This is a genomic window from Rheinheimera hassiensis, from assembly GCF_022436675.1.
Classification (GTDB): Bacteria; Pseudomonadota; Gammaproteobacteria; order Enterobacterales; family Alteromonadaceae; genus Alishewanella; species Alishewanella hassiensis.
The window spans coordinates 144,668-160,020 of the sequence record NZ_JAKUJZ010000006.1; the positions used below are offsets into that span (position 1 = coordinate 144,668).

The 15,353-nt window shown below is 47.8% G+C and carries 10 protein-coding genes and 1 tRNA gene; 1 reads left to right on the top strand and 10 read right to left on the bottom strand.

Going from position 1 to position 15,353, the window contains the following annotated elements; all coding sequences use genetic code 11:
* Positions 1–92: 92 nt before the first annotated feature.
* From MJX74_RS14150 to tyrS, 3 genes are all read right to left on the bottom strand, one after another.
* Positions 93–2,537: a sensor domain-containing protein gene (locus MJX74_RS14150; protein WP_240223465.1), complete on the bottom strand. Its 2,445-nt coding sequence runs from the start codon at positions 2,535–2,537 to the stop codon at positions 93–95.
* Between the two features lie 274 nt (positions 2,538–2,811).
* The gene (locus MJX74_RS14155; protein WP_240223466.1) at positions 2,812–4,968 is read right to left on the bottom strand and encodes a TonB-dependent siderophore receptor; all 2,157 of its coding nucleotides are present in this window, start codon (positions 4,966–4,968) and stop codon (positions 2,812–2,814) included.
* 149 nt (positions 4,969–5,117) lie between these two features.
* On the bottom strand, positions 5,118–6,320 hold the full coding sequence (gene tyrS / locus MJX74_RS14160; protein ID WP_240223467.1) for a tyrosine--tRNA ligase: 1,203 nt from the start codon (positions 6,318–6,320) through the stop codon (positions 5,118–5,120).
* Between the two features lie 148 nt (positions 6,321–6,468).
* Here tyrS and MJX74_RS14165 point away from each other — a divergent pair, with 148 nt between their 5' ends.
* Positions 6,469–7,815 carry a peptidoglycan DD-metalloendopeptidase family protein gene (locus tag MJX74_RS14165; protein ID WP_240223468.1) on the top strand — a complete coding sequence of 449 codons (1,347 nt, stop codon included), beginning with the start codon at positions 6,469–6,471 and terminating at the stop codon, positions 7,813–7,815.
* Positions 7,816–7,872: 57 nt separating this feature from the next.
* On the opposite strand, the gene MJX74_RS14170 is transcribed toward MJX74_RS14165, so the two are convergent.
* The 7 genes from MJX74_RS14170 to MJX74_RS14200 all read right to left on the bottom strand — a co-directional run bounded on the left by MJX74_RS14170 (position 7,873) and on the right by MJX74_RS14200 (position 15,215).
* The gene (locus tag MJX74_RS14170; RefSeq protein ID WP_240223469.1) at positions 7,873–9,003 is read right to left on the bottom strand and encodes a sodium ion-translocating decarboxylase subunit beta; all 1,131 of its coding nucleotides are present in this window, start codon (positions 9,001–9,003) and stop codon (positions 7,873–7,875) included.
* 19 nt (positions 9,004–9,022) lie between these two features.
* Positions 9,023–10,804, bottom strand: a complete 1,782-nt coding sequence (oadA, locus tag MJX74_RS14175) for a sodium-extruding oxaloacetate decarboxylase subunit alpha (RefSeq protein ID WP_240223470.1) — start codon at positions 10,802–10,804, stop codon at positions 9,023–9,025.
* 12 nt (positions 10,805–10,816) lie between these two features.
* Positions 10,817–11,056: an OadG family protein gene (locus MJX74_RS14180; RefSeq protein ID WP_068229514.1), complete on the bottom strand. Its 240-nt coding sequence runs from the start codon at positions 11,054–11,056 to the stop codon at positions 10,817–10,819.
* Between the two features lie 275 nt (positions 11,057–11,331).
* On the bottom strand, positions 11,332–11,877 hold the full coding sequence (locus MJX74_RS14185; RefSeq protein ID WP_240223471.1) for a PqiC family protein: 546 nt from the start codon (positions 11,875–11,877) through the stop codon (positions 11,332–11,334).
* On the bottom strand, positions 11,874–13,541 hold the full coding sequence (gene pqiB / locus MJX74_RS14190; RefSeq protein ID WP_240223472.1) for an intermembrane transport protein PqiB: 1,668 nt from the start codon (positions 13,539–13,541) through the stop codon (positions 11,874–11,876). The genes MJX74_RS14185 and pqiB overlap by 4 nt, the downstream gene beginning before the upstream one ends.
* On the bottom strand, positions 13,525–14,838 hold the full coding sequence (locus MJX74_RS14195; RefSeq protein WP_240223780.1) for a PqiA/YebS family transporter subunit: 1,314 nt from the start codon (positions 14,836–14,838) through the stop codon (positions 13,525–13,527). The genes pqiB and MJX74_RS14195 overlap by 17 nt, the downstream gene beginning before the upstream one ends.
* Positions 14,839–15,138: 300 nt before the next feature.
* Positions 15,139–15,215, bottom strand: a tRNA-Arg gene (locus MJX74_RS14200).
* Between the last annotated feature and the right edge of the window lie 138 nt (positions 15,216–15,353).

Consider the following 15,353-nt stretch of genomic DNA (forward strand, 5'->3'; position numbering starts at 1 on the left):
CAATAATCACGGTGCCGCGGCGGGCATGTTTATTTTCGCCCGGCACCTTCTTATGGTTGCCGGCTAATCGTTTGCTACCTCTGTGCCAAGGGTTACTGTACCCTCAACGCCGCAGATAATTGCTGTTCAATATCACTAAAGCTGGTTGGCCTGGCATACAGATAGCCCTGACCGAACTCGCAACCAAGCTCAGCCAGCAGATCTTGTTGCTTTGTCGTTTCAATACCCTCCGCTATTACAGCTACACCAATTGCCTGCGCCATAGCCAGCATAGCTTTAACCAGGCTAAGGTTATTACCATTTTCCAGCGCCTGGACAAAGGTTTTATCTATTTTAATAAAATCAATCGGTAAAGATGTAAGGTAAGATAAAGAGGAGTAACCGGTACCAAAATCATCAATCGCAACTTTAATACCGGCACTGCGAAACGCATTCAGGTTTTCCAGAATAGCAGGCGAATTATCCATCGCTACGCCTTCGGTTATTTCAAGTTGCAAACACTTTGCAGGTAACTCCATCAGTTGCAGTTTGGTAATAACATAGCTGTGTAGCGCCGGGTCGGAAAAGTGTTTAGCGGTAATGTTTACTGCAACAGGCTGTGGCTGCAGACCGGCCTGACGCCATAATTTTATTTGCTGTAACGTTCTTTTAATTACCCAGCAATCGAGCTTTTTGCCCAAATTTACCGCCTCGGCCACTGCCACAAAAATGTCTGGTGCAACAAAACCAAGTTCGGCATCATGCCAGCGCACCAGGGCTTCATAGCCCACCAGCTTTTTACTTAATAAATGATACTTTGGTTGCAGCACTACGCTAAGTAAATCCTGCTCCAGCGCACGGCGTAAGCCTTGCTCTATTTCCAGTTGCCGGGTGAGTGCATTGTGAATATCTTCATGATACATCCTCAGCGGCAAGGCTTGCTGTTTGGCTTCAAACATGGCTGACTCAGCCTGGCGGATCAGCACATTTAAATCGGTGTCATCGTCCGGGTAGCAGCTAATGCCAATACACACCGAAGGTGAAATTTTTTGGCTGGCCAACCAGTATGGCTCTGTGCATTTTTCAACCAGATACTGGGCAAAGGGCAACACGCTGCCGGACTCTTCAACGGGCAATAACACGATATAATCGTCTGCCCCTGGTCTGCAGGCAAAAGCCCCCGACGGCAACATACTTTGCAGCCGACTTGCCGCTTCTATCAGCATTAAATCGCCAAAATCATGGCCGTACTTCTCATTAATAAGCCGAAAACGATGGCAGTCAATAAACAGTATCGCGTAAACCTGGGTTTTGTCCTGGCGCCGGTTAAATTGCTCAATTAACCCATCGCGATTTAACAAACCGGTCAACGCATCAAAATTGGTAAGAAACTTAGCATGATTTTTTGCCTTTACCTGCTCGGTAATATCGATGCCGACCCCCTGAATTTCATCAGCAGAATCAACCTTCCCAATTAGCGTGCTAAATGTCCAGTCGATCCAGTGCACGCTATTGTCGGGCCCCAGCATCCGTACTAATAACGAAATTGTTTGTGGCAACCCGGCCTGACGCAGTTGCTCCAGTAGTGACTCAACATTATAGCGCTCGTCTGCATGAATAAATTCAAAGATAGAGATACCCAGCACTTGAATAATCGGCTGATTAAGTTGACGGCAGAAGGCATTATTAACGAAGGTAAGACGCGAATTTTTGCTTAAACGACAGATAAATTCTTTTTGGTTTTCAACTATATCGCGATAACGCTGCTCAGCAGATGTTAAGCGCTGCAATACCGCTTTAAACTCAGATAAATCGTGGCATACTCCGACAAACAAGCGGCCATGCTCAGTACGCGATTCTCCCACCGACAAATGCATTGGAAACACTGAGCCATCTTTGCGCTGCGCCGGCACATCCCGGCCAATGCCAATAATTTTAGCCTTACCACCACCTTTAAAGTTTTGCAGGTAGCTATCATGCTGGTGACCATGCGCCGATGTCATTAGCATGCTGACATTCCGGCCAATCACCTCATGCTTTTTGTAACCAAAAAGCTGTTCAGCACCGCGATTAAAGCTTTGTACTATGCCCCACTCATCAATAGAAATAATACCATCTACTGCAGCCTCAAGCAGCGCATCCTGCATAGACCGTAAACTAAGGTGCGCTTTAACACTGGCCTCATATGCCGTTAAATCATGGCAAATACCAACAAAATAACGTTTAGCGCTGACTTTAGCTTCACCAACAGAAAGGTGCATCGGAAAAATACTGTTGTCTTTACGTTTACCCTTCACATTACGACCGGAGCCAATAATCTTTGCTGCCAGACCGTGCTCGACATAATTAGCCAGATAACCGTCATGCTCACTATGAAACGGTTCCGGCATCAACATACGTACATTATGGCCAATACACTCGACTGAGCTATAACCAAACAGCTTTTCTGCCGAGGGCGAGAAAAAACAAATTAAACCTTGCTGATCAATAACGATAATCGCATCAACAGCAGAATGCACTATTGCATCCTGCAGCTGGCTTAGCTCAAAAGTATCCATACCTGGCGTAACCTTGTTGTTAAGAGCAAATTCAAGAAAAAGCTACTCTACGCTATAGTTTTTTGACAAGTGTTACAACTTTAGAAGTGAAGTGGCTGTTTTTCCACTGTGGCAATAAAAAGAGTATCTCAGCCCATTTCAGGCCGGGGCTACACGGGGAGTTAGCTTTCGCCAGCGGTAATAATTGTGCAGGATGAGACAGAAAAAACGGATTGCCCTGCCAGGCAATCCGTATATCGTATTTAAATATAAGCGACTCTAGAATATACGCTTTTTAAAAAGCGTAGTTAAAACTAACGCTAACATTACGTGGCGTACCGTAGCGATACTGGGTGTAAGCACTGCCGAACGCTGTCATGTAGTTGTAGTACTTTTTATCAAACAGGTTGGCAACGTTAAGCTGCAGGTTCATATTGTCGGCAATATCATAGCGGGCCATCAGGTTTGTTAACGAGTAAGCCTGCTGAGTTAACTGCACACCACCGCCTGCAGCAGAGGTTTCGCTTTGCCAGTTAATACCGCCACCAATGGTCAGCTCTGGCAGTAAATCGACAAACTGATAAGTCGTAAACAGCTTAAACTGCTTACGTGGGCTATCGGTATTCACTTTAGTGCCAAAAGCGTCTTCAGCTTTAAACTGCGAATAACCCGCGCTGATATTCCAGCCTTCCAGTGGCTTACCTACTACTTCGAGTTCAAAACCTTTGCTCTGTGTCCCGTCTGCGCCATAGTAAGCGGTTTGCTGCTCGGCTGTTGGCACAAAGTTTGGGTCTATTACAGCCAGGTTCTCTTGATCAATCTGAAACAGGGATACAGTAGTGTGCAACAAATCATTTAAGAAGGTGCTTTTCAGCCCCACTTCGTAGCTTTTACCTTCAACCGGGTCAAGCAAATTGTTGCTGGCATCCCTTCTGTCCTGTGCTTTAAAAATCTCTGTATAGCTGGCATATAAACGGTGCTGCTCAGTTAGATCGTACAATGCACCTACATAAGGTACAAACACGCTATTGTTGCCGTAATCTTCAGCCGCGCCATACCAAAGTCCTTGCCGATCCCAGCTGGACATACGCCCGCCGACAATAAACTTCAGTTGCTCCGTAACAGACAAACGGGTGGCCGCATAAACCCCTTCCTGCTTAATAGTAACGTCTTCGGCTCTTACCGGATTGGCTTCCCATTCTGGCTCTGCCAGACCACTCCACTGGTAGAAATTGCCCACATCAACGCGATCATAACCACCACTCATATCACCACCGATAGGGGTATACGAGTCAGTTGCAATATCCTGCTTGCTGGAAATGGCACCGATAACAAACTCATGCTGCTGGTTAAACAGCTGATAGTCACCTTTTAGCTGGATGTCAAAACTATCTTGTTCCGTTTCGCCATAGGCACGGTAACGTTGAGCATTGAGTCCTTCGCCGGTTTCTTTATCCATGGCACCATAGAAATATAACAGTTTAGAGTCTTTTTCGTATTCCATGCGGTTGTAGTTGGCTACCAACTGCCAGCCATTACTAAATGCATGATTGAGGTTAACAAAATAGTTGGTATTAGAGGTGTCCCAACGGGTCCAGTCGGTGCCGGTGGTTTTCGACACATCCCAGTCAATAAAAGTACCGTCACTAAAAACAGCAGGTAACGCGCCCCAGGTTGCCGCTTTAGGATCACGATTCTGATAACTTGCGCCTACCCTTAGCAAGGTTGCAGCAGATAAGTCAGCTTCCAGCACGCCGTATAACACGTTGCTGCGCTCTTCATACTGATCCCAGTAAGACTCAGTATTCAGGTATTTACCCACTACACGGCCACGTATAGTGCCACTGCTGTTAAGCCCACCGGCAACATCAGCAGTAACCTGCTTTTTATCCCAGCTGCCAGCAGCGACATTAACATAACCGGTCAGATCGGTACTGTTCGCATGCTTTCTTACCAGGTTAATTGAAGCCGACGGATCGCCAGCGCCTGTTAGCAGGCCTGTGGCACCACGCACAAACTCGACCCGCTCGTAAATAGCAACATCCGCTACGGTCTCACCGGAATCACCGGCCAAACTCCAGGCCAGCGGCACACCGTCAATCTGGTAATTGGTAACTTCAAAACCACGCGATTTAAAAGAGCTGCGTACGTTATCAAGTTCAGTAGAAGATACACCAACGGCATTTTTTACCGTTTCCAGCACGGTATTAATATTCTGATCACGCATCCGTTGCTCTGTGATGATACTCACAGACTGTGGCGTTTCACGCAGTGTCAGCCCAAGGCCGGTAGCAGTATCAACAACTTCATTTACTGTGTAAGAACCTTTAACTTCAAGCCTTTCTATTGCTTTGCTGTTTTGTTCTTCAGCAACAGCAACAGAAGATGTGGCTGCGATTGCCAGAGATACTGCTGTTGCGACTGGCAATAACCGGAATTGAATAGTAGACATGGGAACAAACCTTTGACTGCATGAGGAAGTTGCATTTTATTTTAAATAGCAACGATTATCAATAAGGTTTGTATTAATGATCTGAAAGCGGGCTTAGCGTTAAGAGCAACCCCCGAAGATACAGCTATCAACGGGGCCTGTTTTTTTACTTATAACAATGTAATACGGGCAAATTTGCGTTTACCCACCTGATAAATTTCAGCGCTGCCTTTAACTACTTCCAGTTTGCTATCTTCTATTTTGGTTTCGCCATTCAGTTTTACCGCACCTTGCTTAATCATGCGGATAGCTTCAGAAGTACTGTCGACCAAACCAGCTTCTTTTAGCAGGTTGGCAATCGGCATAGAGCTGGCATCACAGCTTACCGTAACGTCGGGAATATCTTCCGGCAAGGCGTTTTTACTAAAGCGCTGGGTAAAATCCTGATGCGCAGCTTCTGCTGCAGCATCATTGTGAAAGCGGGCAATAATTTCTTTTGCCAGCATAATTTTAATATCACGCGGATTAGCACCGTCTGCAACCTGCTGTTTTAACGCAGTTATTTCCTCAACCGGTTTAAAGCTAAGCAAATCGTAGTAACGCCACATCAGCTCGTCTGAAACAGACATAATTTTGCCAAACATATCGTTAGGTGCATCGGTAATGCCGATATAGTTACCCAAAGACTTCGACATTTTCTGCACGCCGTCCAGGCCTTCCAGTAATGGCACCATCATTACTGTTTGCGGGCGCTGGCCTTCGTCTTTTTGTAACTCACGGCCCATCAGCAGGTTAAAGCGCTGATCGGTTCCGCCCATTTCAACATCGGCCTGTAAAGCAACAGAATCCCAGCCTTGTACCAGCGGATATAAAAACTCATGAATAGCAATTGACTGATTATTACCAAAACGCTTTTTAAAATCATCACGTTCCAGCATACGCGCAACGGTCTGGCGCGATGCCAGCTTAATCATACCGGCTGCGCCAAGCTCACCCATCCACTGTGAATTAAAGGCCACCCGGGTTTTGGCCGGGTCGAGAATTTTAAACACCTGCTCTTTATAGGTTTCAGCATTGGCTAACACATCTTCACGGCTTAACGGCTTGCGGGTCACGTTTTTACCGCTCGGATCGCCAATCATGCCGGTGAAATCACCAATCAGAAAAATCACTTCGTGGCCTAACTGCTGAAAAGCACGCAATTTGTTGATCAAAACGGTATGGCCAAGGTGTAAATCTGGTGCAGTTGGGTCAAAGCCTGCCTTTATTTTCAATGGCTTGCCTTCTTTCAACTTGGCTATTAGCTCTTCTTCCAGCAGAATTTCTTCGCAGCCGCGTTTTAACTCAGCTAAAGCCTGCTCCCAATCTGCCATTTTAGTCTCCTGATTTTTAACCTGATTGCGCAAAGAAACCGCATTCTATAGCATGTTCAGCCTTGGGGAAACGCACAAAAGTCTGGTGTCAGGCAAAAAAACCGTATATGCTCGGTTTTTGTGCATTTCCTGAGCCAAGATAAGTATTATGCGCCAATTAGTAACCAAAATACCCAAACAACACCGCGTCTTAATTGTCGCCACTTCGGTGTTCTTATCCATTATTTTATTACTGCCCTCAGAACAAGCCTCTGCATCTAAAGGCAGTAAAAGCGAAAGCCTGGAAATAGGTAAACGCTACAGCCTGGATGTTCCGCAAAGCGTTGAAGATTTAACTCTTGAGCAAGCTATCTCTGAGTTACCTGCTCTGCCGGAAGAAGATCTGTCATTAAACTGGTCGGTACTGCAAGTACAAAAAGGTGATGCGCTGTCAGCTTTGTTCAAAAAAGCTAATATCAGCCAACAGGTTATGCTGGACGTTCTGGCACTGGGCAACAGCGTAAAAACCCTGACCCGGTTGTTTCCGGGCGAGCAACTTGAATTTGGTTTAAATGAAAACGGTGAGTTAGAGGAACTGCGTTATGCGCTGAACCATTTAACTACCCTGCGTGTTAGCCGTAACAGCGACGGCAGTTTTATCGCAGAAGAGCTGAAAAAAGAAGTTGAGCTGCGCAGCCAGTTTGCCAGTGCAGAAATTCGCAGCAACTTCTGGAGTGCAGGCATAGAAGCAGGCCTGAGCGAAGCACAAATTATGAGCCTGGCTGGTATTTTCGGCTGGGATATCGACTTTGGTTTGGATATCCGCGGCGGCGACAGCTTCAGTGTGCTGTACGAAACCCAATATGTTGATGGTGAGTTTATCAGTAACGGCAATATTGTTGCTGCCCAGTTCCAGAATCAGGGGCATGTGTATCAGGCCGTACGCCATACCGATGGTAACTACTACAAACCCGATGGCGCCAGTATGCGCCAGGCGTTTTTACGTGCACCGGTCAGTTTTCAGTATGTTAGCTCAAACTTTAACCCACGCCGCCTGCACCCTGTGCTGGGCACTGTTCGCGCCCATAATGGCGTAGATTACGTTGCCCCGGTAGGTACGCCAATAATGGCAGCAGGTGATGGCCGTGTTATTGCCTCAGCCTACAATAAACTGAACGGCCATTATGTATTTGTCCAGCATGCGAATAATATCGTCACTAAATACCTGCACTTATCCAAGCGTTTAGTCGCTAACGGCGCTAAAGTGCGTCAGGGTGAAGCCATTGGCCGCTTAGGTGCCACTGGCCGCGTTACCGGCGCGCATTTACATTATGAATTCTTAGTGTCTGGTGTGCACCGCAACCCCAGAACAGTTAAGTTGCCACAAGCTACACCGCTGCAAGGCCAGGAAAAACAACTGTTCAGCCAGCAAGCACAGCAAATAATTGCACAGTTGGCGACTAAAGAGCGGGTGTTACTGGCGAAAACTGCCACAGACGCTACCGCAGCACCTTAATCTGATAACTATTAAAAAAGCCCGGTCAATAAACCGGGCTTTTTATTTGCGCTTATCCTAACCAACCAGTGCCAATAAAATACCAGCTGCAACGGCAGAGCCGATTACACCTGCCACATTAGGCCCCATCGCATGCATCAGTAAGAAGTTGTGCGGGTTGGCTTCTAACCCTACCTTGTTTACTACCCGCGCTGCCATTGGCACCGCAGATACACCCGCCGCACCAATTAACGGGTTAATTGGCTGCTTGGAAAACTTAGCCATAATCTTTGCCATAATAACGCCCGACGCAGTACCTATAGCAAAGGCAACCGCACCCAACACCAGAATACCCAGTGTTTGCAGCGTTAAGAACTTATCAGCACTAAGCCTGGACCCTACGGCAAGGCCAAGAAAGATGGTCACAATATTAATCAGCTCGTTTTGGGCTGTTTTACTTAAGCGGTCTACTACGCCGGATTCACGCATCAGATTGCCCAGACAAAACATACCGATTAGCGGCGCAGCACTTGGCAGCAATAAAATAGTCAGCAGCAAGACCGCCAGCGGAAAAATAATTTTTTCTTTCTTGCTGACAGTACGCAATTGCACCATCTGGATATTGCGTTCGGCTTTAGTGGTTAAGGCCCGCATAATCGGCGGCTGAATAATAGGCACCAGCGCCATATAAGAATAAGCCGCTACTGCAATTGCGCCGAGTAGATCAGGCGCCAGCCTTGAGGCAAGGAAAATGGCAGTAGGGCCGTCGGCACCACCGATAATAGCAATGGCAGAGGCTTCTTTGAGGGTAAAACTTAAACCTGGTACTGCATTTAGCGCAACAGCGCCTAATAAGGTAGCAAAAATACCAAACTGCGCAGCCGCACCTAATAGTAGCATTCTGGGGTTGGCAATTAAGGCACCAAAATCAGTTAATGCGCCAACGCCCATAAAAATCAGCAACGGAAAAATACCAGTGCCAATACCCACCTCGTAAATCATATACAGCAAACCACCCGGATCCCCCATACCGGCCAGCGGAATATTTGTCAGTACAGCACCAAAGCCAATAGGCAGCAGCAACAGGGGCTCAAAGCCCCGAGCGATAGCCAGATAGAGTAATAAAAACCCGACCAGCATCATTACTACCTGACCGGCAGTAAAATTAACCAAACCGGTAGAAGCAATTAGGGTTGCAACAGCGTCCATGAAAATTCCTCAGTTCAGTTTAGTCAAAGCTAATCAGCACATCGCCAGTGCTAACTGCATCACCGGCCGCAACATGAATATTGACTACAGTACCGTCAGACACTGCCCGCACTTCGGTTTCCATTTTCATTGCTTCCATAATAATCACCACATCACCGCGCTTAACCTCTGCGCCAACTTTGGTGACAATTTTCCAGATATTACCCGCCAGTGGTGCATTTAACGTTGCACTGCCGGTAACGGAGGCACTGCCGGGGATATTTTCTGACACCACAGGTTTAACTGAGCTCAGCTCACCGGTTGGTGCCACCTCAACTTCATATACCTTGCCATCAACCCGTACGCTGTAGCTGGCAGGACCACTCTGCACTGTCTTGGCTTTGCTGGCCGCCTTTTTGCTATCAGTACTTTCAACCTCTGGCACCGGTTCAAACGCCGCCGGGTTGTCGCGATTTTTCAAAAACTTTAAGCCTACCTGTGGAAATAACGCATAGGTCAGCACATCATCAATCTGCTGATCTGCCAGGCGGATATTTTCGCTTTTCGCCAGGCTGCTAAGTTCATCCTGCAGTTTATCCAATTCTGGCTGCAGCAAATCAGCCGGACGGCAGGTAATGGCTTTGGCGCCAGCTAATACACGCGCCTGCAGCTCTGCATTCATAGGGGCTGGCGTAGCGCCATATTCGCCTTTTAAAACGCCGGCTGTTTCTTTGGTAATACTTTTATAACGCTCACCGGTAAGGACGTTTAACACAGCCTGGGTGCCAACAATTTGTGATGTTGGCGTAACCAGCGGTAAGAACCCCAGATCTTCGCGCACATGGGGAATTTCTTTTAGCACGGCATCCAGCTTATCCAGTGCGCCTTGCTCTTTTAGCTGGCTTTCCATATTGGTTAGCATGCCACCTGGTACCTGCGCCAGTAAAATACGGGCATCCACGCCTTTTAGTGAACCTTCAAACTGAGCATATTTTTTCCGCACATCACGAAAATAAGCGGCAATCTCAGCCAACAGTTCTAAATTCAGCCCGGTGTCGCGCTCGGTACCTTCCACAATCGCGACCATGGTTTCAGTAGCGCTATGACCATAAGTCATACTCATTGACGATATCGCTGTATCCAGCATATCAATGCCGGCGTCTATCGCTTTTTGGTAAGTGGCTGTGCTTAAACCTGTAGTTGCATGGCACTGCATGGCCAACGGAATTTTGGTGGCTTCTTTAATACGGGTAACCAGCTCTTCACACTCGTAGGGTTTCAGCAAACCGGCCATATCTTTAATGCATACCGAATGACAACCCATGTCTTCCAGTTGCCGCGCCATATCTACCCACATATCAATAGTGTGTACCGGGCTGACCGTGTAAGAAATAGTGCCCTGGGCATGAGCCCCCACCTTAATAGCGGCCTGCACCGCAGTTTGCAGATTACGGATGTCGTTCATGGCGTCGAAGATACGAAACACATCAACACCATTTTCATGTGCACGCTCTACAAAGGCAGTTACTACGTCATCAGCATAGTGGCGGTAGCCCAATAAGTTTTGCCCACGCAGCAGCATTTGCTGTTTGGTGTTTGGCATGGCTTTTTTCAATTCGCGGATACGATGCCAGGGGTCTTCGCCAAGATAACGGATACAGGCATCAAAGGTAGCGCCGCCCCATGATTCCATTGACCAATAGCCCACTTTATCCAGCTTGGCTGCAATAGGCAGCATATCTTCCAGCCGTAACCGGGTTGCCAGTAATGACTGATGCGCGTCACGCAGCACAAGTTCAGTAAGTAATAATGGCTTGCTCATGCCTGAGTCCTCTTATTGTTGTTGGCGATATTGATGTATAGCACCTGAAATAGCGGCAATAACTGCCGGGCTTGGGCCATTGCTGCCACTCTCTGCTCTGGCAGTTTTATCGGTTGGTTTTACCGGGAAATAACGCTGCATCACGCTGCTTATTATCTGGACAACAAACACCAGCAATAATAAGAATGCAAACACCGCCACCATGCCAATTAGCATCAGGCTTGCGGCTTCCCATAATAATTCTGCGACCATAGCCGATTCTCCTTCAGTTGGCTGCACCTTGCTGACAAAACACAGGTATAGTCAGAATAGTTGAACACTGCCGGCTCAGCCTGATTTTCTCCGGCCGACCCAGCATTATGCGCAGTTAACTTTAGTAAGCTAAATAAAACTCAGTGATAGCTGCTATTTATGCTAACAATTTGCATAACATTACTACACTACACGTAAAGACATTCAAATGTCTAGACATCTGAAAACAATTGATAGCAGTTGCTTACCACACTACGGTAATAAGCAACTGTGAATTATGCTGCAACAGCAAGTTGCCGGCTGATTTGTTGGCTAAGCTGTTGCACTGCCTGCCCCAGCGCTTGCACCAAAGCAGGATAGCCATCATCGGCTAACGCGATACGAATAGTAAATGGTTGTGAGCCTGGCTGAGCACTTACAGCAAAGCGGCCACTTACAATGGCATGGCCATCAGCCAGACCATGAAACTGATCCAAGTGCACAGAAACACGCACGGTGTCGGGCCGGGCCTGCAGTACAGCAGTATAACCTGAAGCTTGCGCAACTATTCTGTCGCGCAGCTGACGCTGCAATTGCTGATCCAGCGCCTCTGCCCACAAGTGTTGGCGTGCTGTTACCATTTCAACCTCAGATAACTGCAACACCAAGCCACGGCCATTCAGGTAACTGGCTACCTGCACCGGTTCAACATAAAGAGATTTCGCTTCAGCCTCTGCACTACCTGCCATTACCGGCGCCGCGGGCAACTGATAATAGCTGCTGCCAGGCTGGCTGGAACAACCTGTTAAAAGTAAAAACAGCGCCGCTGTAATATACCTCATTGTTTTGCCCTCTTCGGTTCAGGATCAGTAGGAGTATCAGCTTCAAACACCAGAGCATTACTTTGTTGATTTAACGTATGTAATACCGGTTGCAGCTCGCGCAGCACCTGATCTAATGTTTGCAGGTTACCGTTGAGTCTGTCGTAAGCCACTGAACCAGGACTTAACCCGGCCAGCATCTGCTGTAAATCCTGCAGGCTTTGCTGCAGCTGTGCCGGTAACTGTTGCACCTGTGGGCTGGACACCAACGCATCAAGCTGAGCAATCATTTTGCTGGCGTTTTGCAGTAACACCTCGGTGCTTTGCATAGTTTGTTCACTTTGCACCAGCAACTGTTCAACCGGCAGGTTGTTAATTTTATCCAGCGCCATCAGTACTTTCTGTTCAATATTACTCAGGCCGCTACGGGCAGTTGGCAGCATCGGGTAACCGGCACTCTGGCTCAGCGCCAGTTGCTGTGCCTGCATGGCCTGTTGCTCAACATCTATTATCGTATCCTGATTGATATCCAGATCAATATAGAGCGCGCCGGTTAACAGGTTGCCGGTTTTTAATGTCGCATGCATACCTTGTTGTACCGCCTTCTCCAGTTCCTTACGCAGTTGCGCTAAGCTAAGATTCTCATATAACCGCCCGGCTTCAATGCGAATAAGCACCGGTATACCCTGCTGCAGCGACACCTCAAACGGTTTATCAATAGAAAAAAAGAATGGCACGCTGGTAACCGTACCCACCCGCACTCCACGGTATTCTACCGGTGCTCCGGTTTTTAAACCCCGCACTGATTCTTCAAAAAACAGCAGGTATTCAACAAATTCACTGTATAAACCTTCCTGAATACTTTGTTTATTCGGAAACAGCTGAAATTCGCTGCCATTCTCAACCGCCCCACCGGCAGGCCAACCCTGCATTAAATCAAAGCTGACGCCGCCACTGAGCAAAGTAGTAGCTGAGCCCACATCAACCTGTAGGCCTTCAGCAGACAAATCTAAAGAAAAACCACTACTAAGCCAGAAACGCACATTCTCTGATACCAGTACATCAAAAGGTGCGCGGATATATAACTGATATTGTGTACGGCGCAGCGCCAGATCAAATTCACTGTCTTCTACGGTGCCAACCTCATAACCGCGGTACAACACCGGATCGCCAACGGCAAGGCCACCGCTATCGGCTGTAGTTAACACCACCCGCACGCCTGGCGCATCAGCCGGAGCGATGGGTGGCGCATCCAGCAAGGGGTACTCAAGCTGCTCTTTTTGTGCATCGCCTGGTTGCAGCTCTATATACACACCCGACAACAGGGTATTGAGCCCGGTAATGCCGCCGCGGCCAACCTGTGGCTTTACCACCCAAAACTGTGAACCGGTATTTAGCAACGGGCTAACATTGGGCTTCATCCGCGCTTTAATGATAACTTGCTTTAAATCATCGCTAAGCTCAACCGACACCACCTGGCCTACATCGACGCTACGGCTTTTAATCTGGGTTTTCCCCGCAACAATACCCTCAGCGTCAGCCGTTAATAAGGTTAGTAAAGCGCCTTGCTGCTGATAATGGTTATACAGCATCCAGATACCTATCAGCACCGCCGCTATTGGCACTACCCAGATTGGCGACCACTGTTTTATCCGGCTTACCTGTGCACTATGTTGTTGCGTCAAAACGGGCTTCCTTTTGTTCGGTCAATGGGTCCCATAGTAATCTGGGGTCAAAACTCAGTGCCGCCAACATGGTCAGGATCACCACTGCAGCGAACACTAAAGCCCCGACACCGGGATATACACTCATTAATAAATCAAAGCGTACCAAGGCTGCCATAATGGCGACAACCAATACATCCACCATAGACCAGCGCCCTACCCAGTCAACCAAACGGTAAATCTGGCTGGAATGACGCTGGCGGCGTGAAAACGGCAAACGGGTTAAATAGCACAACCAAAACATAATCAGTATTTTAGCTACCGGCACTATAACACTGGCGATCAGTATAATAATGGCGACCGGGTAAGCGCCATCCTGCCACATTAATATCAGGCCACTGATAATAGTAGAATCGGTGACCTCACCAAATGAGACGGTACGCATTATCGGTAGCAAATTTGCCGGTATATATAATATCGTTGCGGCGACTAACAAGGCTATCGTGTTTTGAATACTGGCAGGCTGGCGTATCCGTACCTTGGTGTTACACCGGCTGCAATGACTTTGTGCCAAGGGTACTAAGGCAGTACACACCTGGCACAGTTTTAAATTTTGCTGTAGCCCGGTTTTGCCGGCACGCGCCTCAACCAGCGGTATAGGATAAGGTGCAATTTTCGACCACAGCTCGCACCGGTCAATCACCTGAAAAGTGCGTAAATGCAGCAGACAAAACAGACAAAAAGCCCAAAAACTGGGCCCCAGTGAAATATCAGCATCAGCCACCAGTTTAACAAAACTGATAATCAACCCCATCAGAAAAATATCGACCATGCTCCAGGGCTTTAGCATGTATAGCACCCGAGCCACCCAGGTACGGGCCGGCAGCGTATACAACATCCCCAATTTCAAATACAACACCGCCAGCATGCAGGTAGCAGGTACCGCCTGAATTAACAACCAGATCAGAATAGCCAACCACTGATGATGTTCAGAAAACAATACCGAGGACGTATCGAAAAAACTCATTTCGTTGCTGTTGCCGGCTGCAAACATGCTGACAAAGGGGAAAAAATTGGCCAGCAGTAACATAAATAATGCGCTACCGGCATACAGCACCGGCCGCAATACCGGTTGCGGATGACGCGCGTCCAGATGCAGGCCACAGCGGGAGCAGCAGGCTTCTTCCCCCGGTGCCAACTCAGGCTTTACCTGAACCAAATCACAATGCCGGCATAATGCCAGCTCGCCCTGCAGCGGTTGCTGCGCTGCCGGTGGTACCGGTTGTGATAAAGGTACTGCTGCAATATCAGATATCATCACGTGTCAGGCTTACCTGTTATAACGCGGTGACATGGTTCTAGCAAAATAAAGCTGAACTCTGCCTGAGCGAAAACCATATAAATTCGGACACAATTTATAGCATAATCACAAGCACTTAGCGATGCAGCCAAGGCAGATAAAGGTCGTAAATATTAGTTGCTACTTAGCAGACAGTTGGCATACAAATCCTGCTGAAACAGATGAACATTGCTGCAGCTATAAATGGGGTTAACAAAATTGCAGAAGCTGAAATGAAAAAACCCGCTACGGCGTTAGCCGTAGCGGGTTCTTCGTATATGGTGGACGCAGGAGGATTCGAACCTCCGACCGCTCGGTTCGTAGCCGAGTACTCTATCCAGCTGAGCTATGCGTCCAGGGTGTAACTGTTACAGCACAATTATTTTAAAGCACAGTGCACGATGCTTCCCAAATCAGATGGTGGACGCAGGAGGATTCGAACCTCCGACCGCTCGGTTCGTAGCCGAGTACTCTATCCAGCTGAGCTATGCGTC

Bases quoted from the DNA above. Each gene is read 5' to 3' on its own strand.
- MJX74_RS14150 (WP_240223465.1), bottom strand. From the start codon at position 2,537: ATGGATACTTTTGAGCTAAGCCAGCTGCAGGATGCAATAGTGCATTCT.
- MJX74_RS14185 (WP_240223471.1), bottom strand. From the start codon at position 11,877: ATGAGGTATATTACAGCGGCGCTGTTTTTACTTTTAACAGGTTGTTCC.
- MJX74_RS14170 (WP_240223469.1), bottom strand. From the start codon at position 9,003: ATGGACGCTGTTGCAACCCTAATTGCTTCTACCGGTTTGGTTAATTTT.
- MJX74_RS14180 (WP_068229514.1), bottom strand. From the start codon at position 11,056: ATGGTCGCAGAATTATTATGGGAAGCCGCAAGCCTGATGCTAATTGGC.
- MJX74_RS14155 (WP_240223466.1), bottom strand. From the start codon at position 4,968: ATGTCTACTATTCAATTCCGGTTATTGCCAGTCGCAACAGCAGTATCT.
- oadA (WP_240223470.1), bottom strand. From the start codon at position 10,804: ATGAGCAAGCCATTATTACTTACTGAACTTGTGCTGCGTGACGCGCAT.
- MJX74_RS14195 (WP_240223780.1), bottom strand. From the start codon at position 14,838: ATGATATCTGATATTGCAGCAGTACCTTTATCACAACCGGTACCACCG.
- MJX74_RS14165 (WP_240223468.1), top strand. From the start codon at position 6,469: ATGCGCCAATTAGTAACCAAAATACCCAAACAACACCGCGTCTTAATT.
- tyrS (WP_240223467.1), bottom strand. From the start codon at position 6,320: ATGGCAGATTGGGAGCAGGCTTTAGCTGAGTTAAAACGCGGCTGCGAA.